At 63.1% G+C, this 22,734-nt stretch carries 22 protein-coding genes; 13 read left to right on the plus strand and 9 right to left on the minus strand.

The genetic code is table 11. The annotated features are described in order from the left end of the window. The first annotated feature begins 9 nt into the window (after window positions 1-9). The 5 genes from B2828_RS03560 to B2828_RS03580 all read left to right on the plus strand — a co-directional run bounded on the left by B2828_RS03560 (window position 10) and on the right by B2828_RS03580 (window position 5,090). Window positions 10-1,290 carry a sodium:proton antiporter gene (locus B2828_RS03560; RefSeq protein WP_479632314.1) on the plus strand — a complete coding sequence of 427 codons (1,281 nt, stop codon included), beginning with the start codon at window positions 10-12 and terminating at the stop codon, window positions 1,288-1,290. 9 nt (window positions 1,291-1,299) lie between these two features. After that, window positions 1,300-1,899: a riboflavin synthase gene (locus B2828_RS03565; RefSeq protein WP_479632315.1), complete on the plus strand. Its 600-nt coding sequence runs from the start codon at window positions 1,300-1,302 to the stop codon at window positions 1,897-1,899. A 194-nt stretch (window positions 1,900-2,093) separates the two neighbouring features. Beyond that, complete coding sequence (locus B2828_RS03570) at window positions 2,094-3,314, plus strand: amidohydrolase family protein (RefSeq protein ID WP_479632316.1); 1,221 nt, start codon at window positions 2,094-2,096, stop codon at window positions 3,312-3,314. Next, window positions 3,314-4,252: a D-alanyl-D-alanine carboxypeptidase family protein gene (locus B2828_RS03575; protein WP_479632317.1), complete on the plus strand. Its 939-nt coding sequence runs from the start codon at window positions 3,314-3,316 to the stop codon at window positions 4,250-4,252. The genes B2828_RS03570 and B2828_RS03575 overlap by 1 nt, the downstream gene beginning before the upstream one ends. 25 nt (window positions 4,253-4,277) lie before the next feature. Continuing rightward, on the plus strand, window positions 4,278-5,090 hold the full coding sequence (locus tag B2828_RS03580; protein WP_479632318.1) for a class I SAM-dependent methyltransferase: 813 nt from the start codon (window positions 4,278-4,280) through the stop codon (window positions 5,088-5,090). A 158-nt stretch (window positions 5,091-5,248) separates the two neighbouring features. Here the strand turns inward: B2828_RS03580 and infC are convergent, their stop codons facing one another. The 4 genes from infC to B2828_RS03600 form a co-directional block, all read right to left on the minus strand. Next, window positions 5,249-5,842, minus strand: a complete 594-nt coding sequence (gene infC / locus B2828_RS03585) for a translation initiation factor IF-3 (protein WP_479632369.1) — start codon at window positions 5,840-5,842, stop codon at window positions 5,249-5,251. A gap of 307 nt (window positions 5,843-6,149) precedes the next feature. Continuing rightward, window positions 6,150-7,115, minus strand: a complete 966-nt coding sequence (locus B2828_RS03590) for a class II fructose-bisphosphate aldolase (protein ID WP_479632319.1) — start codon at window positions 7,113-7,115, stop codon at window positions 6,150-6,152. A gap of 92 nt (window positions 7,116-7,207) precedes the next feature. After that, a complete protein-coding gene (locus B2828_RS03595) occupies window positions 7,208-8,068 on the minus strand; it encodes an alpha/beta hydrolase (protein ID WP_479632320.1) in 861 nt (286 codons plus the stop codon). 152 nt (window positions 8,069-8,220) lie between these two features. Then, window positions 8,221-10,572, minus strand: coding sequence for a heavy metal translocating P-type ATPase (locus B2828_RS03600; protein ID WP_479632321.1), 2,352 nt, complete (start codon window positions 10,570-10,572; stop codon window positions 8,221-8,223). Between the two features lie 131 nt (window positions 10,573-10,703). Between B2828_RS03600 and B2828_RS03605 the strand changes: the two genes are divergently transcribed. Both B2828_RS03605 and B2828_RS03610 read left to right on the plus strand, forming a co-directional pair. Continuing rightward, window positions 10,704-11,177, plus strand: coding sequence for a hypothetical protein (locus B2828_RS03605; protein WP_479632322.1), 474 nt, complete (start codon window positions 10,704-10,706; stop codon window positions 11,175-11,177). Between the two features lie 65 nt (window positions 11,178-11,242). Further along, window positions 11,243-11,710 carry a host attachment protein gene (locus B2828_RS03610; RefSeq protein WP_479632323.1) on the plus strand — a complete coding sequence of 156 codons (468 nt, stop codon included), beginning with the start codon at window positions 11,243-11,245 and terminating at the stop codon, window positions 11,708-11,710. Between the two features lie 123 nt (window positions 11,711-11,833). Here the strand turns inward: B2828_RS03610 and metG are convergent, their stop codons facing one another. From metG to B2828_RS03625, 3 genes are read right to left on the minus strand one after another with little or no spacing between them, the layout of a single operon-like run. Next, on the minus strand, window positions 11,834-13,378 hold the full coding sequence (gene metG / locus B2828_RS03615; protein WP_479632324.1) for a methionine--tRNA ligase: 1,545 nt from the start codon (window positions 13,376-13,378) through the stop codon (window positions 11,834-11,836). A gap of 58 nt (window positions 13,379-13,436) precedes the next feature. Then, window positions 13,437-14,111, minus strand: coding sequence for a ubiquinone/menaquinone biosynthesis methyltransferase (locus tag B2828_RS03620; protein WP_479632325.1), 675 nt, complete (start codon window positions 14,109-14,111; stop codon window positions 13,437-13,439). A 29-nt stretch (window positions 14,112-14,140) separates the two neighbouring features. After that, a complete protein-coding gene (locus B2828_RS03625; RefSeq protein WP_479632326.1) occupies window positions 14,141-15,634 on the minus strand; it encodes a peptidyl-prolyl cis-trans isomerase in 1,494 nt (497 codons plus the stop codon). A gap of 68 nt (window positions 15,635-15,702) precedes the next feature. Between B2828_RS03625 and B2828_RS03630 the strand changes: the two genes are divergently transcribed. The 4 genes from B2828_RS03630 (at window position 15,703) to B2828_RS03645 (ending at window position 18,448) form a co-directional block, all read left to right on the plus strand. Next, window positions 15,703-16,470 (plus strand): tetratricopeptide repeat protein, encoded by a 768-nt coding sequence (locus B2828_RS03630; protein WP_479632327.1) that lies wholly within the window; start codon window positions 15,703-15,705, stop codon window positions 16,468-16,470. Between the two features lie 87 nt (window positions 16,471-16,557). Then, window positions 16,558-17,460, plus strand: a complete 903-nt coding sequence (locus B2828_RS03635; RefSeq protein WP_479632328.1) for a MotA/TolQ/ExbB proton channel family protein — start codon at window positions 16,558-16,560, stop codon at window positions 17,458-17,460. A 45-nt stretch (window positions 17,461-17,505) separates the two neighbouring features. Then, entirely contained in the window at window positions 17,506-18,000 is a 495-nt protein-coding gene (locus B2828_RS03640) for an ExbD/TolR family protein (RefSeq protein WP_479632329.1), read from the plus strand. 25 nt (window positions 18,001-18,025) lie between these two features. Next, window positions 18,026-18,448, plus strand: a complete 423-nt coding sequence (locus B2828_RS03645) for an ExbD/TolR family protein (RefSeq protein ID WP_479632330.1) — start codon at window positions 18,026-18,028, stop codon at window positions 18,446-18,448. A 195-nt stretch (window positions 18,449-18,643) separates the two neighbouring features. On the opposite strand, the gene B2828_RS03650 is transcribed toward B2828_RS03645, so the two are convergent. Then, window positions 18,644-19,063 carry a hypothetical protein gene (locus tag B2828_RS03650; protein ID WP_479632331.1) on the minus strand — a complete coding sequence of 140 codons (420 nt, stop codon included), beginning with the start codon at window positions 19,061-19,063 and terminating at the stop codon, window positions 18,644-18,646. Between the two features lie 481 nt (window positions 19,064-19,544). Here B2828_RS03650 and B2828_RS03655 point away from each other — a divergent pair, with 481 nt between their 5' ends. Then, window positions 19,545-20,210 (plus strand): response regulator transcription factor, encoded by a 666-nt coding sequence (locus tag B2828_RS03655; RefSeq protein WP_479632332.1) that lies wholly within the window; start codon window positions 19,545-19,547, stop codon window positions 20,208-20,210. Window positions 20,211-20,257: 47 nt separating this feature from the next. On the opposite strand, the gene trpC is transcribed toward B2828_RS03655, so the two are convergent. Further along, on the minus strand, window positions 20,258-21,037 hold the full coding sequence (gene trpC / locus B2828_RS03660) for an indole-3-glycerol phosphate synthase TrpC (RefSeq protein ID WP_479632333.1): 780 nt from the start codon (window positions 21,035-21,037) through the stop codon (window positions 20,258-20,260). 82 nt (window positions 21,038-21,119) lie between these two features. Here trpC and B2828_RS03665 point away from each other — a divergent pair, with 82 nt between their 5' ends. Beyond that, window positions 21,120-22,730: a hypothetical protein gene (locus tag B2828_RS03665; protein ID WP_479632334.1), complete on the plus strand. Its 1,611-nt coding sequence runs from the start codon at window positions 21,120-21,122 to the stop codon at window positions 22,728-22,730. Window positions 22,731-22,734: the final 4 nt, after the last annotated feature.

Here is a 22,734-nt window from a genome sequence, read left to right on the forward strand (position 1 = left end):
CTGGGCACCATGCCCACTGACGCCGTTCCTCCCTACGCGCTGCTCCCCTTTGCGGCCATGCTGCTGGCCATCGCGGCCATGCCGTTTCTCTTCAAGCACCACTGGGAGCGCTTTTACGCCTTCTGGGCGGTCGGGCTTGGCTCGCTGAGCGTCACCTATTACCTGCTTTTTCGCGAGGAAACCGAGCCGCTGCTTCACACAGCGCATGAATACGTGAGCTTTATCGCCATGGTCGGCTCGCTTTTTGTCGTGGCGGGAGGCATCCATATCACCGTCAAGGGCGAGGCCAAGCCGTGGGCCAACGTCCTTTTTCTGGCGTTCGCCAGCGTCGTCTCCAACCTCATCGGCACGACCGGGGCCTCGATGCTCTTCATCCGACCCTGGATTCGGATGAACAAATACCGGATCACCGGCTTTCACATCGCCTTTTTTATTTTCCTGGTCTCCAACGTCTCCGGCTGCCTCACGCCGATTGGCGATCCGCCCCTCTTTCTCGGCTTCCTGAGGGGGGTCCCCTTCTGGTGGACGCTCCAGCACTGCTGGCAGCCATGGGCGGTAGGCGTCGGGCTGCTGCTGGCCATCTTTTTCGTCTGGGACACGATCAATTTCCGCCGCGCCCCGGCCGCCATCCGGGAGCGGGAGACCGCCGAAGGGCACTGGAAAATCCGGGGCCTGCACAATCTCCTTTTTCTTGGCGCCATCCTTGGCTCCGTCTTCGTCAAGCACCCGGCCTTCCTGCGTGAGGGGATCATGGTCGCGGCGGCTCTCGGCTCGTGGATAACCACACGGCGGGAGATCCATGAGGCCAACGACTTCAACCTGGAGCCGGTCAAAGAAGTCGCATGGCTGTTTCTGGGCATTTTCGCCACGATGATCCCTGCCCTGGAATACCTGCGGGAGCACGCGCCGACCCTCGGCCTGCACACCCCCTGGCACTTCTACTGGGCTACCGGGCTCCTCTCCGGCGTGCTCGACAACGCCCCCACCTACCTCGCCTTCCTGGCCACGGCGCTGGGCCTTCTCGGGTTCGAGTTTGACACGGCGGGTGTGGCCCGGTTTATCGCCGAGGATGGCGCGCTGCTAACGGCCATTTCCGTCGGCGCCGTCTTCTTCGGGGCCATGACCTACATTGGCAACGGCCCGAACTTCATGGTCAAGGCCATTGCCGAGCGGGCCCGGGTGGAAACGCCTGGTTTCTTTGGCTACCTCCTCCGTTACGCCCTTCCCGTACTACTGCCGGTGCTTTTTATCGTGGGGATTCTCTTTTTTTCTCATCGGCCTTTGTTCTAGAGTGAGCGCATGTTTACCGGACTTGTTGAAGAAACCGCGCACGTCGTATCGGTGGAGCCCATCGGCGGCGGAGCCCGACTGACCCTTGAAGCCGCCCTCGTCATCCCGGGCACCAAAGCAGGCGACTCCATCGCCGTCAACGGCTGCTGTTTGACGATCACGACCCTCACGGGCAACCGCCTTTCGTTCGATCTCCTGGCCGAAACGCTCGATAAAACCAACCTCGGCGACCAAAAGCCGGGCTCGCTCGTCAACCTGGAACGCGCCATGCAGGCCCACGACCGCCTGGGCGGCCACTTCGTCCAGGGGCACGTCGATACCACCTCGCACATCCTCTCGCTAACGCCCCAAGGGCAGGATCACCGGCTGGAGTTCGAGCTTCCGCGCCATTTTGCCCGTTACGTAGCCTACAAGGGCTCCATCTCGGTCAACGGCATCAGCTTGACGGCAGCGGAGGTCAAGGAATCGAGCATCGTCATCTGGCTCATCCCGCACACGATGGAAGTCACCAATCTCCACACCCTCAAGGCCGGGGACCGGGTGAACCTGGAGTTCGACATGCTGGCCAAGTACCTCGAACGCCTCGTGGATCCGAGTCTTAAGGACTAGGGTTTACACAGAGAACACGGAGAACAGAGAGAGAAAATGATGGGAGGGTTCTTTGCCCTGCCTGCTTCGCGCCCTTGTGCCCACGGATGAGCGCAAACAGCGTTAACGCACGTTCACGTTATGTGAATTTTTCAGAGAAAACCCAAAAAGAGCGGGAAAAATCAGCCCGTCTCCTGCATTTTTAAATAATAAAGATGATCGTTCGCGCCAAATTTGCCCTCCCCATTCGCACCGCTCCCCTTGAAAACGGTGCCGTGGCCGTCGACGACGCAGGGCTTATCTCGGCGGTGGGGCCTTTTGCCGAGGTCGCTGCGGCCCACCCGGGCGTACCGGTCGTCGATCTGGGCGACCAAGTGCTTCTGCCGGGGCTCATCAATGCCCATTGCCACCTCGACTACACGACCTTGCGCGACGCCATCAACCCGCAGAAGTCGTTCACCCGCTGGATCACCCGCATCAACGCCCTCAAGCGTCAGATGACCGATGACGATTACCTCGCCGCCATCGCCCACGGATTCCGCGAACTGCAGCAGTGGGGCACCACCACGGTGCTCAACCTGGAGGCCTTCCCCGAGCTGCTGCCCCGCCTGCCCGCCCCGCCCATCCGCACCTGGTGGTTCCTGGAGCTCATCGACATCCGTAGCCGCGCCGCCACCGAGGACCTGCTCGCCGGGGCGCTCTCCTTTTTCGAAAAACACGAGGGCTGGCTCGGCGGCTTCGGCCTCAACCCCCACGCCCCCTACACCGCTTCGCCCAATCTCTACCAGATCTGCGCCGAATGCGCCTCGCACTTCGGCATGCCGCTGACGACCCATATCGCCGAGTCCGCCGACGAAGAGGCGATGTTCCACCGGGGCGAGGGGGAAATGTACGAGTTTTTCCGCGAGCTTGGGCGGCCCATGGACGACTGCGGGCAACATTCCTCCTTTTACACCGCCGTCACGCGCGGCATGATCGGGCCCGGCTGGCTGCTCGCCCACGCCAATGAACTGAGCGACGAGGACTTCGAGCTCATCGCCGCCACACCCGGCGACTGGCATGTCGTCCACTGCCCCGGCAGCCACGCCTTCTTCAGCCACAAGCCCTTCGCCTGGCAGCGCCTCGAACGCGCGGGCGTCACCATCAGCCTCGGAACGGACAGCCTCGCCAGCAACGGCAGCCTCGATCTCTTCACCGAGATGCAGCTGGCCCGAAAAGCCAATCCGCAGCTGAGCTGCGAAACCCTCTTGAAAACCATCACGATCAACCCGGCCAAAGCCTTGCGGCAAGCCGGCAAGCTCGGGGAGCTGACTCCCGGGGCCCACGCCGACCTGATCGCCCTCCCGTTTGACGGCAACCTCAACGAAATTTACGACGCCATCGTCGAAAACCGGAGCCCAGTCCCATGGATGATGCTCAACGGAGAAGTGCTCTAATGCCGCGCTCTTTAACGACTGTTTTATTTACCGCCGCGCTGGTCCTTGCCCAGCCGACGGCCCAGGCCCGGCGCGTCCACAAGGCCCCAGCCGCCCTCACCCCGGCGCTTTCCGCCGAGGAGCAGGACGACACACCAGGCACCCGCCAGCTCGGTGAACCCGACGGCAAAGGCCCCCTGACCCTGGCCGCCCAGGGAGCCACCGTCATCGACACCCTTTCCGGGGAGCCGCTTTACGAAAAAAACGCCCATGCTGCCTTCTACCCGGCCAGCACCACCAAGATCCTGACCGCGCTGCTCGTCATTGAGGAGGGCGACCTCGACCGGCCCGTGGTAATCCAGCCCGAGGACACCCGCGTGGAGCCGAGCGCCATCGGCTTCCGCCCTGGCGAAAGCTACACCCGCCGCCAGCTGCTCTACGCGCTGATGCTCAAGAGCGCCAACGACAGCGCCATGGCCCTCGCCCGCGACAACGCCGGGAGCGTCGAGGCCTTTGCGGAAAAGATGACCCAGCGCGCCGCCAGCCTCGGCGCGGAGAACAGCCACTTTGCCAACCCCAACGGCCTCCCCAACCCGAACCACTGGACGACCCCGCACGACCTGGCCTTGATCGCCCGGGCCGCCATGGGGCAGCCGGTCTTTCGGCAGCTTGTCGGCACCGTCGAATACCGCTGGGTGACGGCACAGGGGATCTCGGTGATCCTGAAAAATCATAATAAGCTGCTCTGGTGCCCGCCGTGGAAATTCGAGGGCTGCACGGGGCTTAAAACCGGCTACACCGTCAAGGCGCAGCAGGTGCTCGTCTCCTCGGCGCTGCGCAACCACCGGGAGGTCATCTCGGTCGTCATGCATAGCGACAAACCGGGCATCTGGCTCGACAGCAAGCAGCTCCTCGCCTACGGCCTGGCGCATCTGCCGGGCTCGGTGAAGTTCGACTAATATTTCCCGGCCTTCCTTCGCCGCTATGTCCCAGCTCCCGCTCTCCACCGGTCGGTATGCCTTTGGCGACGACCCCGAGGCCTACGCCGCCGCCCGGCCCGAGTACCCGGCGGCGCTCTACGCCCGGCTCACGGAACACTGTGGATTACACGCGGGAACCGTCAGTTTTGAAGTTGGTCCCGGCACCGGCCTGGCCACGCGCAAATTGCTCGAAGCCGGTTGCGCCCCGCTGCACGCCATCGAGCCCGATGCGCGCCTGGCCGCCTACCTGCGCCGGACCGTCGCCCCCGGCGCGCTGGAGCTTCACGAGACGCCGTTTGAGGAAGTCGTGCTCCCCTGCGCCCACTTTGATTTTGGCGCCTCAGCCGCAGCCTTCCATTGGCTGGACCAAGCGGCCTCGCTGGAAAAAGTACGCCACTTGCTCAAGCCCGGCGGCTGGTGGGCCATGTGGTGGAACACCCATTTCGGGGCGGGGGAGAATACCGGCGACGCTTTTGACCGCGCCACGGTGCATCTCTTTCGGGGGATCCCCAAAAGCCCCACGATGACCGGGCAGGGCCGCCCGCATTTCGCCCTCGACCGGGAAGCCCGCATGGCCGATCTGGCCCGGGCCGGGTTCGCCGACGCCCAAGCCGACTCCTGGCGCTGGACGCGCGCCTACGACACGCACGAGCTGGTCGCGCTCTACAGCACCTTTTCACCGGTCAAGTCGCTCGCGGCTGACCAAAGAGCGGAATTTCTGGGCCGCCTCGCCGAAATCGCCGACGGCACCTTCGGCGGCCGCGTCGAGCGCCCGTTTGTCACGGCTCTCTACACCGCCCGGCGTCCTTCGGCTTAGCTCAAGCGGCCCCAAGCTCCGCGGCAAACCAAAGCGCACGCCCTCATTCAAAGCGTGCGGCCTCGTTGTGAAACGGCGTTTCGCCACGACTCCCCGTCCGTCCCTCGGGGGCTCATGGAACCCCGGGGGCGCTATGGGAAGCAAAAAACCGGCGAAATCTATTCCTCGTCGGGAAGCTCGGAATCGTCCTCCAGGTCCTCCACGTCCTGCTCGGCCACGGAGTACTTGCGCTTGCGCTTGGCGGCGGGCAGCGGGGAGAGCGTCATGTTGATGCTCTTGCCGACCTGCTTGGCGGGCATTTCGACGACGGCCATTCCGGCCAGGTCTTCCCGAACGCGCCGCATCACGGCTTCGCCCAAGTCTTTGTGCGCCATTTCGCGCCCGCGGAACTGGAGCTGGATTTTGAGTTTGTTGCCCTTATCAAGGAACTGCTCGCCCCGGCGAATCTTCGTCACATAGTCATGCTCGTCGATGTTGACCCGGAATTTCAGTTCTTTGAGGCGGCTGGCGCTTTGCTTCTTGTCCTTCTCCTGCTTCGCCAGTTCGTAGCGAAACTTTCCGAAGTCCACAATGCGACAGACGGGGGGATTTGCGTTGGGTGCGACTTCCACAAGGTCGAGACCCAAATGTTGCGCGCGCCGAAGCGCGTCTTGCAGCTTTATCACGCCAAGCTGCTCATTAGTGGATGCGACGATCACCCGCACTTCTTTCGCGCGGATGCGTCCGTTGACTCGGATCTGCTGGATTTGAATAACCTAATTCTCCTTGGGCGCCCCCCTCGAAGCGGAAGAGGGAACCTGATTTATCTTGGGGCCGTTTTAGATGGGCTTGGGGTTTCGCCCCCCATGCTCACCGCTCCTTCTTCCCGGCGGACGAGCGGCTGACGCCTGTCGGTTTGGCTTACGATTATATCGCACGCCAACCTGTGCATGTAGGCGACTTTATGGACGGGAGCAAGGTGAAAAAGAGAAGAATGGCCCGTTCGGCAAAAAAAGGGCGCTTTCCATGCCGGAAAGCGCCCAAATTGGAGAAATTTACCGTCGTTTCTCGAAACCGGAACTATTTGCTCAATGCGGCGCGCAGGGAGCTAAGCTGACCGGCGCTGCCAAGTTTGCCGTTCTTGTGGGCGATGAACTTGGCGTATTCGTCGATGAAAATCTTGCCCGGAGGACGGAAGTCGAACTGAGCGGGATTATCGCGGAAGTATTCGCGGTGAACGCGGGTCCAGACGAGGCGGCCATCGGTGTCGATGTTGATCTTGGTGACGCCGAGCTTGGCGGCCGGGAGGTATTCGTCTTCGTTGACGCCGCAGGAATCCTGGATTTTGCCGCCCGCGGCGTTGATCCGGCGGACTTCGTCCTGAGGAACGCTGCTGGAGCCGTGCATGACGATCGGGATGGGAGGCAGACCGGCGGCGGCGACCTTCTCGGCGATTTCTTTGATGACCTCGAAGTGGAGGCTCTGCTGGCCCTTGAACTTGAAGGCGCCGTGGCTGGTGCCGATGGCGGCGGCGAGCGAGTCACACCCGGTGCGCTGGATGAATTCGACGGCCTGGTTCGGGTCGGTGAGGCAGGCGTTGCCTTCGTCGACGACGACGTCTTCTTCGACGCCGCCGAGCTGGCCGAGTTCGGCCTCGACGGTGAGGCCCTTGGCGTGGGCGCGGTCAACGACGCGTTTGACGATGGCCACGTTCTCATCGAAAGCGTGGTGGGAGGCGTCGATCATGACGGAGCTGTAGAACCCGGAGTCGATGCAGTCGTAGCAGGTCTCCTCGTCGCCGTGGTCGAGATGCACGGCGTAGATGGCTTCCGGGTAGATTTCGTCGGCGGCACGGATGATGCCTTCGAGGAACCGCTTGTCGGTGTAGTTACGGGCACCCTTGGAAAGCTGGATGATAAACGGGGCCTGGCTGTCGATACAGCCACGGAAGAGGCCGGCCGTCTGCTCAAGGTTGTTGATGTTGTACGCGCCGACGGCGTATTTGCCGTAGGCGTGTTTGGCGAGTTGGGCAGTGGTGACGATCATAAATAACAGAGTATCGCGGGAGCCCTACCCGGGAGCAAGCCCGAAAACGGGGGCAGCCAGAAGGGGAGCGCTTAGGACAAAATAGGACAAAATCACCACCGGGGCCCGCTCTCGCCCGTCATGGCGGGGAGGATCAGGCCGGTGTGGCTCAGGATGTCGTTGTGCCCCGCCCCCTCGACGGGGATGAAGCGGGCGATCCCCGGGGCGAGGTCCGCCAGCTCGCGGCCCATGGCGGCGGGGATGAGGCCGTCGCGGGTGCCGGAAAGGATTTCCACCTTGGGCGGGGTGGGCCGGGTGGCGATTTCCCGAAGCCGTGCGCGGTTGTCGTAGTTATCGGCCAGCAGGTAGCAAAGCGGCGTGCCGACGGTTCTCCGGGCCATGTCCTCCATGGAGGTAAAGGGGGCCAGCAGCACGACGCGCTCCACGGGGTGCCGGGCGGCGAACCCGAGCGCGGCCGCACATCCGAGTGAATGCCCCAGCGTCGCAAGGCGCGGCTCCAGAACGTCTTGCGCCACCCCGATCCGCCCGGCCAGGGCCGCCAGCGCGGCGTCGGCGGATTCCTGAATGGCCTTCGATGACGGATGCCCCGTGCACGCGCCATAACCGGGGTACTCCACCAGCAAAAAGGCGTCCTTGGCAGCGGGGTAGCGGTCCAGGAGGTACATCCAGTCCAGCGCCAGGCTGCCATTGCCGTTGAAGAGGACCCAGAGATGCCCCGGGGCGGTGCCGCTCGCGGGCGGGACGTAATAGCAGCGCTGCGGGCCTTGCTGGGTGGCGTAGTCCAGCGGCGAAACGCGGCTCGCTTCGCGGAATTTCTGCCGAAGCTCGATCAACTGTTCCTGCGGATAGGGCCGGGGGTGGTAGATCATTTTGTCCTGAAAGGCAAAGATCAGGACAGGAAATACCAGCACGGGAAAAATAATAATCCGCGTCAGCGACCGGAGGAAACGCATGGAGGGGAGCATAGCGAGGCGTATTGCGCCCGCAACCGGTATTTGTAAGGAAGTGGTCAGGAAAAAGGGGAGATTCTATTCTCACGCAAAGCCGCAAAGGCGCAAAGAAGACGCGCTGGTGGCGGGCTTCCTACGGCAGGCAGGATCATCCATCATTTTCCCCATTTCCCGTGGAACGCCAACAGCCGCAGCCCGTTCAGGCAGACCAGCACCGTACTCCCCTCGTGCCCCACGACGCCGAAAGGCAACGGCAGCGCGAACCCGAGCGCGGAGATGACCAGCGCGACGATCACCGTCATCGCAAAGGCCAGGTTTTGCCAGATGACCCGCCGGGCCTGGCGCGCGATGGAAATGGCAAAGGCCACGTTGCGCAGGTTGTCGCTCATGAGCACCAGATCCGCCGTCTCCATGGCCACATCCGTCCCGGCGGCCCCCATGGCCACACCGACATCGGCCAGCGCGAGGGCCGGGGCGTCGTTGATGCCGTCGCCAACCATCGCCACGGGACCGATCTCCTTTAAGCCCTTGAGCACGCGCACCTTCCCCTCGGGCAGCAGCTCGGCGTGCACCTCGTCCACGCCCGCCTGCGCGCCGATGGCGGCGGCCACCCGGGCGTTGTCCCCGGTGAGCATCACAATTTTTTTCACGCCCAGCTCCCGGAGCCGCTCCACCACCTCCCGCGCCTCCTCGCGCAGCACGTCGGCAACGGCCAAGACCCCGAGCACCCGCAGGACCCGGGCCGGGGCCGCGTTGTCCCGCCCCAGTTCGCCCACCAGCACACACGTTTTGCCCTCGGCCTGGAGCGCCTCAATCCCGCGTGCAGTCTCCGGGTCCAGCGCCGCCCCGAGCGACTCGAAGTAGCGCGGGCTGCCGACGCCGATGCACCGCTCCCCCACGCGCCCGCTCGCTCCCTGCCCCGAGACCGACTGGAACCCCGCGCACGGCGGCGGCTCCAGCCCGCGCGCTTGCGCCTCCTCCACCAGCGCCCGGGCTAGCGGATGCTCGCTTTTTGCCTCGATGGCCGAGGCCAGCCGGAGCAGTTCCAGCGCCTCGGGCCGGGCCCCGCCGAGCGCCTGGCGTTCTCCGAAAATGAGAGCGTCCGTCACGCGCGGACGGCCTTCGGTGAGCGTCCCGGTCTTGTCAAAGGCCACCACCTTTACCCCGGCGGTCCGTTCCAGATGCGCGCCGCCTTTAAAGAGGACGCCACGCCGGGCCGCGCCGCCAATTGCCGAGAGAATGGAGGCGGGGGTGCTGAGGATCAGCGCGCAAGGCGAGGCGACCACCATGACGGTCATGGCGCGGTAAAAAACATCAGCAAACGGCCGGTCCTCCAGCCATTGCGGAAAAACGTGGGGCAAAACCGACGGCCCGAAAATCAAGAGCAGCGTAAAGCCGATGACCCCGCAGGCGTACCATTGCTCAGCCCGGTCGAGGAAGCGCTGCGTCTGCGCCTTTTCGCTCTGGGCCTCCTCCACCATGCGCACCAGCTTCTCGATGGTCGAGTCCTTCGCCTGCCGGGTGACACGGATCTCCAAGCCGCCGCTCTGGTTGAGCGTCCCGGCGAAAACCGGATCGCCTGCCTGCTTGAGCACCGGAATCGATTCGCCTGTCACGGAAGCCTCGTTGATGGCGCTGGAGCCCTCAACGATCTCGCTATCGAGCGGGATGGCCTCCCCCGGGCGCACCAGCACGATGTCCCCCACGGAGAGTTCCCCGACCGGCAGGAGCACGTTTTTTTCCCCGCGCCGGGCGAGCGCTTTTTCCGGCCGCAGCTTCATGAGCGAGCGGATCGCCTTGCGCGTCCGGTCGATGGCAAAGGATTGCAGCACGTTGGAGAGCGAAAACAAAAAGAGCAGCACGGCCCCCTCCAGCGGCGCGCCGACGTAGGCCGCGCCAAGGGCCGCGAGCACCATGAGCAGGTCCACATCGATCGTCCACTGCCGCAACGACTGGATGCTGGCCCGAACGCCCGGGTACCCGCCGCAGCCATACGCCCCGGCGAATAGCACATTGGATAACACCGACCCGCGCCCCGCCATCCAGCCCCCCACGGCGAGGCCGAGGCAAAGCGCCGTCAACGCGACGGCCACCAGCTCCGCACGGGTAAAGCGCGCCTCCTCACCGGCCTTCCACGGCGTCACGGGCGCACCGATGCCGTGGATTTTCCGCACCACCTCCTCGGGCGAGAGGACGGCCTCGTTGTAGGTGACGTTCATCACCCCGCCGATGAAGGTCGCCGTCGCGCGCCGCACACCGGGGATCGCCTCCGCCTTCCGCTCGAAGCGCATGGCCGTGGCCTCGCTGGCGCGGCCATGGAGGCGAAGGAGGTATTTTTCAAAATGATCGCCGCCCTCGGGCTCGATGCGGCTGGCCACCTGTCGGGCCGCCTCGCCGGAGACCACCTCGGGGTTGTACGCGACGGTCACTGCGCGCCTTCGCGCCTCGCGAGTCACGTCCACATCTCCGGAGGGCCCCTCCGGCCCCAGGGTGGAATCCGCGTTCATATCCGGGCTCCACTTTACGCGCGAGGGCCCCTGCGGAATAACAAAAAAGTGCGCGGCAACCCGGATTTTGCATTGAGCCTTTTCCCCGGAAGAGCGACAAATCTCCAAGAACCCCCCACCCCCCCGTTCGCATGATGCTGAGCTGTGTCCCCAAGTCCGTATTCAATTGGGATTATCGTATCGAGGGGGCGCGTTCGGGGCCCGCGGAGCTATCCATCAATTTCTTCACCGAAGCGGGCGGCATCGGCCTCGGGCCAGAGCATTTCGACATCCGTAAACAAGGTTGGCTAAGCGGCCGCTGGACGCTGGAGGCCGAGCGCGAGCCATGCAGCGAGGCCAACAAGCCCAACCCGCTCGTGCGCCGTTTTGTGCTGACGACGCCGGAGGGGGATTACACGCTGCGGGCCCAGAACCTCTTCACCCGCGCCTTTTCGATCTACCACGGCGAGCGCGAGGTGGGGACCATCCAGCCCTCGGGACTGCTCGCCCGACGCGCCTCCATCAACTGCCTGCCCTCCATCCCCGAGCGCACGCAGCTCTTCGCCTTCTGGCTCGTCGTGCTGACCTGGCGGCGCAGCGCCAACGCCAGCAACGGGGCACCCTAAAAAAAGAGGGTCATAGAGAAAAACCCGGCAATCTTTGCCGGGTCGGCAAACGATTCCCATATAGGATGAATACCGTTGTCGTTGCCGCGAATCTGGGCTGCTTGAAAGCGTTTCGAGTGGCGGAAACACCCACCCGAGGGCGCAAGCTGGAACTAATCGACGATGTGGAGTTCCCGGAGGCGCACACCCGGGTCCATGATAAATTTACCGACTCGGCCGGGCGCTTCAAGGCCAACGCCGGGATGGGCGCCATGGGGCCCGTCACCGCGATGGCGCGAAGCGAGGCCCTGCACGCCGAGCATGAGCAACAAAAGCGCTTGATCAAACTGGTGGCCGACCGAATCGAAACCGTCCTCCAGCAGGAGAAACCGGAAGCCTGGAGCTTTGCCGCCTCCTCGGAGATCCACCAAGCGATCCTGAAGGAATTACCCAAAGACCTCCGCTACCGGGCGCTGCTGCGGGTGCACTCGGACCTGACCAAAATCCCCGGCAACGAGCTGCTCGCTTACTTCAAACCGGCCTGGGCGGCCTGACCCGCCCACCCGGGGGCGCAAAGACGGGGTTTCCGACCTCCTCGCTTCCCGGCCTTTGCGCTCGAAGTGTCCTGCGTAGTGTCCTGAAGAGGCACGGGGAAAAAATCTCCGCGGCTCCCTCCTCTACTCCGCCGCAGGGATTTCGATGCGGGGAAAGAGCGGCGTGGGAGCGCCCAGAACGTGTCCGTCGGCCAGCGGCGTCGCCACATCAGCAAGCGTCAAACCGGCGGGAATATTGAGCTGAGCCGCCATACCCGCGGCGGCTTCCGGCAGCACCGGGGAAATCAGGATCGAGAGAACCCGCAACGCTTCGGCCAGGTTGTAGAGCACGGCGTCGAGCTGATCGGCCTGGGCCGGGTCCTTCGCCAGCTTCCACGGGGCCTGGGTCTCGATGTAGGCGTTGCACTTCGCGGCAAGGCCAAAGGCGGCTTCGAGCGCGGCGTGCGTGAGGTACCCGTCCATCTTGGCCGTGTAGAGCTCCACGACGGCCTTGATTTCCGCAAGCCACTCGGCGTTATCGGCGGGCTTCTTCACCACGCTCGCACGGTAGCGCTTGGCCATGTTCAAGGTCCGGTTGAGCAGATTGCCCAGGTCGTTGGCGAGGTCCGTATTGTAACGGATCACCAAGCGATCCTCGGAAAATTCCATGTCCTGCCCCGTGGCAGCCTCGCGCATCAGGTAGTATCGAAGCGCACCCGGTCCGTACTTCTCGGAGAGGATCGCAGGGTCGACAATATTGCCGAGGCTCTTGCTCATCTTGGCACCGCCGATGTTGATATAGCCGTGGACCAGGAGCGGCGGGATTTCCGCGTCGGTGAACCCGGCGGCGTGCAAAATGATGGGCCAGTAGACGCCGTGGGCGGGGACGAGGATGTCCTTGCCGATGACGTGAAGGGCGGGCCAGCGGCTGTCAAACTCGGCGTTGTGCGGCTCCGCGCCGTTCCAGTAACCGCCGAAGCTGATGTAGTTGACCAGCGCGTCGAACCAAACGTAGGTGACGTAGCCGGGGTCGAACGGCAGCTCGATGCCCCATTCCAGGCGGGCCTTGGGCCGGGAGATGCAGAGATCGCCCGAGAGGCGTTCGACAGCATTGCGCAGCTCGGCCTGGCGGAAGGCGGGCGTGACGTACCCCGGGTGGGCGTCGATGTAGGAGAGCAGCCAGTCGCGATGCTTGGCGAGGCGGAAATAGTAGTTCTCCTCGGTGATTTCGACGACCTCGCCCCACTCGGGGCCGAATTCGCCGTCCTCACCGCGCTCCTTGTCGGTCAGGAACTGCTCCTGCCGCACGCTGTAGAAGCCGGAGTAGCTGGCCTTGTAGATTTCGCCCGCGTCGTAAAGGCTTTGGAGGATTTTCCGCACGACATCCTTATGAAGCGGCTCGGTGGTGGCGGCCCAGGCGTCGTGGCTCAGGCCGAGCTTAGTCCAAAGGGCGATAAATTTCTCGGTGACTCCGGCCGCGAATTCCGCCGGGGCGAGCCCTTGTTTTTCCGCGCTCTGCTGCACCTTCTGCCCGTGCTGATCCACGCCCGTGAGGAAAAAGACCTCCTCACCCTTCATTCGGTGATAGCGCGCGATCACGTCAGAAAGGATCTTCTCATACGCGTGGCCGATGTGCGGCGCCGCGTTGGTATAATCGATGGCGGTGGTAATGAAAAACGTCTTTGCCATAAGGAGAACGCTCAGAATGAGCCCAAGCGCACCGGAAGGCAAGCCTGCTAACAGGCCGCTACGCTCTGGCGGTATAGAGCGAGACGATCCCGCCCGTGAGCGGCTCGGCCGTGGGCTCTGCGAACCCGGCCTCCTCCAGCAGCGCGCTCATGGCCGCGCCGGAAGGGAAAGCCTCGATCGACTCGCCCAAATACTCGTAGGCCGAACGCTCCCCGGTAAGCCACCCGGCGATAGAGGGGAGCACATGGTGTAGGTAAGGCCGGTAAACCCAGCGAAGCGGAGGCGGCGGCACCGAAAAATCAAGAATGAGCACATGCCCGCCGGGCCGCAGCACCCGGTGCATTTCCTTGAGCGCCCCAAGGTAGGAGGCCATGTTGCGCAGGCCGAAGGCGACCGTCAGCGCGTCAAAGGCCCCGTCGCCGAACGGCAGCGCCAGCCCATCGGCGGCCGCCACGGGCCCGGCCCCTTTTTTGAGCCCCTCGCGCAGCATCGGCACGCAGAAATCCGCGCCCACGATGAGCACCTCCTCCGGCAAATACCGCCGGAGCGTCAACGCCACGTCGCCGCTGCCCGTGGCCAGGTCGAGCACGCGCCCGGGAGCCCAGCCGCGCACGATCCGCGCCGCGCGGCGTCGCCAGAGAAAGTCGCAGCCGCCGCTGAGGAGGTGATTGGCCAGGTCGTAACGCCGGGCGATGCTCCCAAAGAGGCGCTGGATGGTTTGCGGTTCTTGCAACGGAAAAAAGAGGTGCTCCCCTGGAGCGGTTACGCCCCGGCCGCGATGTTGGCCTGCTTGCGGCGGGTCTCCAGCCATTGCATAAAGACGATCATGCCCTTGCGCTCGTTGGCGGAGGCAAGGCGCTCGGCCTCGTTCTTTTTCAGCTCGGCTTCGTCCACCGGGTCGCGCTTTTCAACATGCACGATCAGCCCGCCACCGGCCACTGGCGTGAATTCGCTCAGCGCCCCGTCTGAAAGCTCCACAGCCTTGGTCAGAATTTCCTCCGCGTTGGTCAATTTTTCCGGCGGCTCGGCAGGCGAGAAGGCATCCGGCGTCTCCACCTTGAACCCGGCTTCCTTGGCGGCGACATCAAACGGTTTGCCCGCCTTCAGCGAGGCTTCCAGCTTGGCGCGGCCTTCGGCTCCCTTGGCCACCAGGGCAGAGTTGGCCCGCTCGGTCTTGATCTGCTCGATCACCTGCGGCTTGGCTTCCTCAAAGGTCAGCTGGCGGCTCGGCACCACCTTGTCGAGGTGCAGGATCGCATAGCCGTTGCCCGCCGGGAGGGCGTCGCTAAGCGGCTCGGCCTCCGTCAGTTTAAAGGCGGCAGTCGCGGCCTGCGGCACCGTTTGCAGCGCTTCGGGAGCGGCTTTCTCGGAAAATTCCGGCGTCGTCTGGACGCTCAGGCCGTATTTCTTGGCCACGTCGGCAAAAACAGCCCCTTCCTTAAGAAGATCCTGGCCGAAGTCGTTTGCGCGGTTGGCCAGGTTCTGGCGGGCGTCCAGGAGTTCCTTACCCTTGAGGGCCTTCTCGGCGTCCGTCAGGTCGAGGCGAACGAAGCTCACAACGCGCTTTTCCGGTGCGGTGTAGCTCTTTTCATGGCCTTCGTAGACTTTCTTGATCTCCTCGTCGGTCGGCGTCACCGCCGCCTTGAAGTCCTCCAGGCTCAGCCGGGCCACGGAGGCGTGGATCTTCTGGTAGCTCTGGATGTACTGGGCCCGGTACTCAGCCGGAGTCACCTCCACCGTGCCGCCGAGCAGCTCGACGAGCTTCTTTAAGCGCAGTTGGTTACGCACGAGGGCGTCGAACCGGTCCGCGGTGAACCCGTTCGGCTTGAGCACGTTATCAATAAAGGCATTGTACTTCGCGGGGTCAAAGGTCCCGGCCGTCTGGAAGCCCGGCAGCTTCTCCACCGCCGCAACCACCTCGTTGTCGGTGGCCGTAATGCCGAGAACGGCGGCCTCATGCTCCAGCACGATCGAGTCGATCACGTAGTTATCCGCCGCCCGCTCAGAGTAAGGGTTGCCGAGGGTCAGGCCGATCACGAGGTCGCCCAGGCCGCCATACATCGCCACGCGCATGCCGCGAGCCCGGCGCTCCAGGTCGTCCTGGCTGTAGCTGCGGTTGTAGATGCGGAAATCACGTCCAGCGGCTTGCCGCCCCTTTCCGCTGCCAGGGGTAAAGAACACTCCGAAGGCGATGATGATCACAATGGTGAGAACGATCATCAGCGGTTGCTGGTATTTTCGGAATACGTGAAGCATGAAAATAAAATGGGTACGGGTTGCTGTTGATTTCGGGGAGGAGATTACATAACATCTATCTCGAAAAAATGAAGCTAAGATGCAGCTTATCCCTCCGGCAACGTCTTTTTGCATTCAGTTTTAGTCTCGCCACCCTTTGTTTCCTTGGTTTTCCCGCCCTGGCGCAAGACAAAATTGTCTCCAAAGGACAGACTCAGGACGTCAAAATTCTTGGCGTCAGCGGCGCCAATGTGCAAATCCAGGTCGGTACGGGCACCATTGGCGTCCCCCTGGCCATCATCACCTCAGTGACCAAGGAGGCTCCGGCGGAGGTCGCCGAGGCCAATAAAGCCTTTGAAGCAAAGGACTACGCCAAGGCGCTCACCTTCGCCAAGGCCGTCAACGGCAAGTTCCTGGGCCTGCCGGTGGACTGGGCTCGCGAAACCGCCAGCCTCGTGGGCGACATCTACGTAGCCCAAGGCAAACTGACCGAAGCCGAGGCCGCCTACAAAGACTTCCAGCGTGCCTATCCCCGGGGCGGCAGCATCCAGGTGGATGTCGGCATGGCCCGCATCGCCTTTTCGCGCAAAAACTTCGACGAAGCCCTCGCCAAGCTGGAGCCCATCGCCGAGGCCGCGCAAAAAAACCCCTTTGAGACGGGCCCCGACGCGATCGCCTACAGCCAGGCGTTTTTCCTGCTGGGACAAATCGCCGAAGCACGCCAACAGAACGCCCCCGCCCTGGAATACTACCTGAAAACAGTGACCCTCTTTCACCGCGACGCCAACGCCGCGCGGCAGGCACAGGAACGAGCCGACTCTTTGCGCAAACAAGATCCATCCCTTACGATTCCCTAGCCTTGCCATTTCGCTAAATTCAGCGAGCTTACCGCTCGACGAACCCATATCCTCCATCCATCCCCCTATTCCCCCATTCCTTCCCAGATGAAAACCCGTCATTGTCTCCGTTTCGGCCTTGGCCTCAGCCTGCTCCTCCTGGCATCCACCAGCTGCTTCGCCCAGGAAGCTGGCCCGCATAAGGAAACCATTTTTGAAACCATCAAGAACGGCGGCCCGCTGATCATGATCATCTGGTGCGTCATCATGGCCACCTCCGCCACGATGGTCACGCTGGTCATCCAGAACTTTGCCACCATCCGCCAGGCCAAGCTCACCCCCCCCACCCTGGTCGAGACCCTGCGCTCTATTATTAATGCAGGCAACTACCAGGAAGCCTGGGAAACCTGCAACGCCAACCAGAACTACATCGCCAACGTCCTCAAGGCAGGCCTGAGCCGCCTCGGCCGCGGCAAAGAAGCCGTCGAAGACGCCATCTCAGAGCACGGCCTGCGCGAAGCCACCATCATCCGCACCCGCAACAGCTACCTCTCCGTCATCGGAGTCGTCTCGCCGATGATCGGTCTGCTCGGCACCGTCGTCGGCATGATCGGGGCCTTCTCCGTCCTCGCCGGCTCGGGCATCTCCGATCCGCGCGCCCTCTCCGGGAAGATCGGCGAAGTGCTACTGGCCACCGCCAGCGGCCTCTTCATCGCCATCCCGGCCTTCGTCTTCTACTACATCTTCCGCAACAAAGCCCAGATGGCCATCGTCTACGCCGACGACACCGTCAACAGCCTCGTGCGCGACATTCCCTACGAGGACCTCTCCGGCGTCCAGATCGGCGAAGCCTTCAGCGCGGGCACCGGCGACGAAAAAGCCCCGAACGCCAACGAATCGCGCAAAGTCTCCGTAGACCTCTCCACCAACTGCCCCATCTGCAACGGCGCCATCACCGCCGGACAGAACCCGTGCCCGCACTGCGGTGCCACGCTGCAATGGCAGCAGTAACCCCGGGGGCCCCCATCCAACCTTAGCCCCCCCCTAAAGTCCCCCATGCCTCGCCATAACAAAGCGAAAGCCGCGCGGGCGGCCACCCGCAACCCCGCGGAAGAGGACCCAGAATTTCAGATCGCCCCGATGATCGACATTCTGCTCGTCCTGCTCGTCTTCTTCATGTCGATCAGCTCCACGGAAGTCCTCCAAAGCAACCGCGAGATCCCGCTGGCCGTGGCCAAAGACGCCAAGCAGCCCAAGAAAAGCCCCGGCCAAGTCATCATCAACGTCCTCTGGGTCCCCATCAACAACTCCGGGCGCATCGAGATCGACAGCCAGCCCTACGAAAGCGCCGAAGCACTCATCCCCCGGCTAGTCGACGAACTGAGCAAAAACCCCATGACCCGCGTCCTCGTCCGCGTGGACCGCACCGCGAGCTGGGGTTACGAGCGCGAAATCCTGCGCGCCGTCGGCGCCGCGGGCATCAGCAACGTCACCTTTTCCGTCGTGGACAAAAAAGGGGCCGACCAACAGGCCGCCGGTTCCCAACTTTAACCCCCACCCCCACACCGCAAGACATATGGCATCCATCGGCAACGAAGACGGCGACGCGGGCTTCCAGATCGCACCCATGGTGGACGTGGTCTTCGTCCTTATGCTCTTTTTCATGGCCAGCGCGGGGTCGCAAGTGGCCGAGCGCGAGCTCAACATCAACCTCCCCGGGAGCAAATCCCCCAGCGGCATGACCACCGAACTGCCGCCCACCCCGATGATGGTCGACATCACCGCCGACGGCCGCGTGCTCGTCAACGACACCATCATGGGCACCGCCACGGACAAAGACCTCGATAAACTGCGCGACCGCTTTAAAGACACCATCGTCCAGTTCGACAACAAAGACCCCGTCATCATCCGCCCCGCGCTCGAAGCCAAGCACGAGCGCGTCATGGACGTCCTCAACGCCGCCGGAGCCGCCGGGGTAAAGAACCTGACGTTCAACTAGCCGGGGTTGGCCGGCAAGGTCGTTAGGAGGGCTTAACAGGAGTTTTTTTGGGGGGGGCATGCTTTTTCGGATTGGGTTTTCCAAATGCCCATCCAATGCACAGAGGATGTCAGGGTAATCCTCTTTAATCCTGCCAACCCTGCCTGAAAATTGCCGAGCCTCTCCCTCTAGCGGCTCATAGCACCAGACGCAGTATTACAGCGACCGGGGCCGAGAGAACCCGGCGGCGCTCGACAACGCCGTTGCGGCCTCGCCATTGCAGGTCCGGGGCGACTCCGCATCGCAAAGCGAATCCAGCAGCTTCACCCAATCCTTCCACGCCTCATCCGAGACAAGCGGATTGCCCGGGTGAACCCACTGCGCGGGCGTCGAGGTGCATCCAGGCGTCGCACAACGGACCTGGAAAAGCCCCAGCCCGTCGCGTTCAAGCCGCACATCGCGTCCGCTAAAAGTCTGCTCGCATATGACACAGTGGCGGCATTCGTCCATCGAAGTCCAGGGGCGAAAACCGGGTGCCGCCCGCAAAAGTCGCCATTTTAATGCCAGATCGGCCTCCGCCGCCCCCGCGGCCCGCTGAGCCGCCTTCACCACCACCTTACTACGTCGTTGTTTCATACACGCAATGTCCTTTGCTCGCTACACGCAATATCCTTTGCTATTCCGGCGTTTCCCTGCCGGACCGACTCCCACCATGACGCGATTGAAAGCGGCGCGCAATCAGGCCGACACTGGTTTCCCGCAAGGGGTAAACCCCTAGGCCTACGTCAAAATAACCTCAGGGATTCCCTGATCATCAGACTAGGGGTCAGGCCGATTGCGCCTTGGAGTTCATAAGCATAATCTCTTGATCGAGCGAGTTTTGGGTATTCCTACGAAATGAGGTTCATTTCATAAGAGTTCCCGAAAGAGTGGGGGAGCCAAGGACTTCTCTGGCATTGTGTAATCAAATGACGGTAGAATGGCTACCGTGCCATACCGGGCCAGGGCAGGCACTAATCCCCCCGCTTTTTGCGGAGGGATTTTTTTTCAACGAAATGCCATCCGGATGGCCTGGGAAAGCCGATCCTCGCAACCAAAGACCCCTACAGCCCCAAAAATGAAACCACTAGAAACGAAAGCAAAGGTCCTTATTGTTGACGATCATCCCATCGTACGCCAGGGGCTGGTGCAACTCCTGAACTGCGAACCGGATTTCATGGTGTGCGCGGAAGCCGGGAATGCCCGCAAAGCCATGGCGGCCATCGGTGAGACCAAACCCGACCTCGGCATCGTTGATATCACCCTCCAGGGGACCAACGGCATTGAGCTCATCAAAAACATCGTGGCGCAGTGGCCCGACTTCCCCGTCCTCGTGCTCTCCATGCACGACGAATCGCTCTACGCCGAACGCGCCCTGCGAGCCGGGGCCAAAGGGTACGTCATGAAACAAGAAGCCCCGGAAAAACTGACCGGCGCGCTTCGCCGCATCCTCAACGGGCAGATCTACGTCTCCGAAAAGCTGGCCGACAAAATGATGCGCAAAGCCATCGACGGCAAAGCCCTCCAGGACACCTCCCCCGTGGCCATCCTCTCCGACCGCGAGCTGGAAGTCCTGCAACTGATCGGCCAGGGCCACGGCACACGCCAGATCGCCGAGGACTTGAACCTCAGCGTCAAGACGATCGAAAGCCACCGCGCCCACATCAAAGAAAAACTCAACCTCAAGACGGCGCCCGAAATGGTACGCTTTGCCGTCCAGTGGGTAAACCAGGGCGCGCTTTAAAAAAAACGCTTACAAACCGGGAGACGCGGAGACGCGGAGACCAGGGCTTACGCCAGATCCAAGAGCGAAGCCACCTGGGCCGCCACGTCGCCCGAACGCATCAGCGACTCGCCCACGAGCAGCGCATTGACCCCGCACGCAAAAACGCGCCGGACATCCGCGTTGGTCTTGATCCCGCTCTCGCTCACCAGCAGCGCCCCCTCGGGAGCCTGCTCACTCAAAAGTTCCGTCGCGTGCAGATCGACCTGGAACGTCGTCAAGTTCCGATTATTCACCCCGATCAACGTCGCCCCGCAGTCGGCCGCCCGGTCCATTTCCTCCACCGTGTGCACCTCCACGAGCACATCCAGGCCCAGGTCCACCGCCGTCCGGTAGAGCCGCTCCAGCTCCGGCTGCTCCAGAGCCGCCACAATCAGGAGAACCGCATCGGCCCCCGCCACCGCCGCCTCGTAAATCTGCACCTCGTGCAAAATGAAGTCCTTGCGCAGCAGCGGCAGCGCCACCGCCCCCCGGATCTGAGCCAGGTAGCCGAGACTGCCCTGGAAAAATTTCTCATCCGTAAGCACCGAAATCGCATGCGCCCCGGCCGCCTCATACGCCCTGGCCTGCGCCACCGGGTCAAACGACTCGGCGATGACCCCAGCGGAAGGCGACGCCTTTTTCACCTCCGCGATGAGCCCCAGCGCCTCCGGGCCGCGGTCCAGAGCCGCCTCAAAGCCCCGGTAATCATTGCGCAGCAGCGCCGCCGTACGCAGATGCTCCAGGCGGGGCAGAATCCGGGCAATCTCAAGGCGTTTCTGGTCAAGGATGGTTTGCAGGCGATTCATGGGCGCATAGTAGAACATCTTCGCCCGGTTTTCACAAGTTACGGAAAGCGCCATTCCCTTTTCAAAATCAACCGAACCCACCATGTCTAGCCCACTTCCCCAACAGCCTCGCTGGGTTTACGCCCTGCTGGCAGCAATCACCGCCTACGGCATCTATATCCGCGCCCAGCTCCCCATCGCCCCTTTTAGCGACCGGGACACCTGGGGCTTCCTCTTCCCAAGCCTCAACCACCTAACCACCGGCGTCTTTTGCCACGTACAGGGGCGCGAATTCCCCTACCCGCTCTTTATCGACCGCGTGCTGGCCCTCTTCGGGACGCTCAACGCGCTCTCGGTCTTGCAGCATCTGCTCGGCGTGCTCACCGCCTTCCTCCTTTGGGAAGCCTGGCAGGGCGCGCTCCGCTTCTTCCCCGCGACCCCGGCCCTGCGCCACTCACATCGCTGGATCGGCCTGGCCCTCTCGGCCTCCTACCTGCTATCCCTCGGGCCGCTGAAAATGGAGCACACCATCCGGCCCGAAGCCGTCTTCCCCCTGGTAGCCGCTCTGGCGCTCCTTTGCGGCACCCGCTTTGGCATCACCTTTTTCCTGGAGCAAAAGCTTCGCCCCGCGTTTTTCTGGGGCGCGGGGCTGGTAGCGGCGGCCTTTTCGCTCCTGTTCATCAAGGGAGCCTTCGGCGTCGGCGCGCTCGCAGCCATCGCGCCCGTGCTCGCCGCCTGTTTCCGGCGCGGGACCCCGTGGCGCTTCCGGGTCGCCGTCCTGGCCGTGCCGCTCGCGCTCGTTTTAAGCTGCCTCTGGTACCCCGAGCGCCAACTTGTGAGGCGGTATGACACGCTCGGCAACGCATTCGCCCAGCAGCATCTTTTCGCCTTCCAGGGCCGGGTCATCCGGAAGGCCATCGAAGACGAGATCCAAGGCCGCCAGCCCGCCGCTTATGAGCGAGACCTGCTGCAAAACGTCGCCCGGCGCATGGACGACGTGCTCAACACCAAGAGCCCGCACTATGGCCAACTCGGCTTCGACGCCGACGCCATCCTTTACGCCCCCGATTCCGCAGCGCGCTACCTCACCGAACGCTTCCCGGATGGGCGGGATCTGAGCCGCTTCTACATGCACTATTACTGGGCCGCCTGGCGGTACTACCCGCTGCAAATGCTCCACAAGGTTACCCACCAGCTCTACACCTTCTACTGGATGAAGAGCCCCTACGACATCCGGAAAGACCCGCTCGCCATCGGCTACGAAGCCGTCCACGGCACCGAACGCATGCCCTCGCTGGCCCAACCGCTGCCGCTCTTCGATCAATACATCGAGAAAGAGCACCAGCTCACACACTCCAAGCAGACCTGGCGGCAACCGCTCTGGTTACTCGGCCTCAACCGCCTCCTGGCGCTCGTCTACCGGCTCTGCTCCATCGGGGCCCTGGCGGCAGCGGTCGCCCTGTTCTGGAAACGCGGGACCCCGGAACACCGCCGCCCCCTCTGGTGGTTCCTCTACCTGATGGGATACGGCTTTTTTAACACCCTGACCCTGGCCGTCGGCCACACGCTGGAGGTCCGGCGATACGTGCAAATCCAGCTCAGCTACACGCTCCTGGCCACCGGCTGCGGGCTTCTGTTACTGCACCTGCTCATCGAGCGCAAGCGGGCGGCGAAAACGGCCCGCGTCAGCCAAAGCCAGCTCCAGCCGCAGTAATGCT

It is taken from the genome of Spartobacteria bacterium UBA695 (assembly GCA_002298145.1).
Lineage (GTDB): Bacteria > Verrucomicrobiota > Verrucomicrobiia > Chthoniobacterales > Chthoniobacteraceae > UBA695.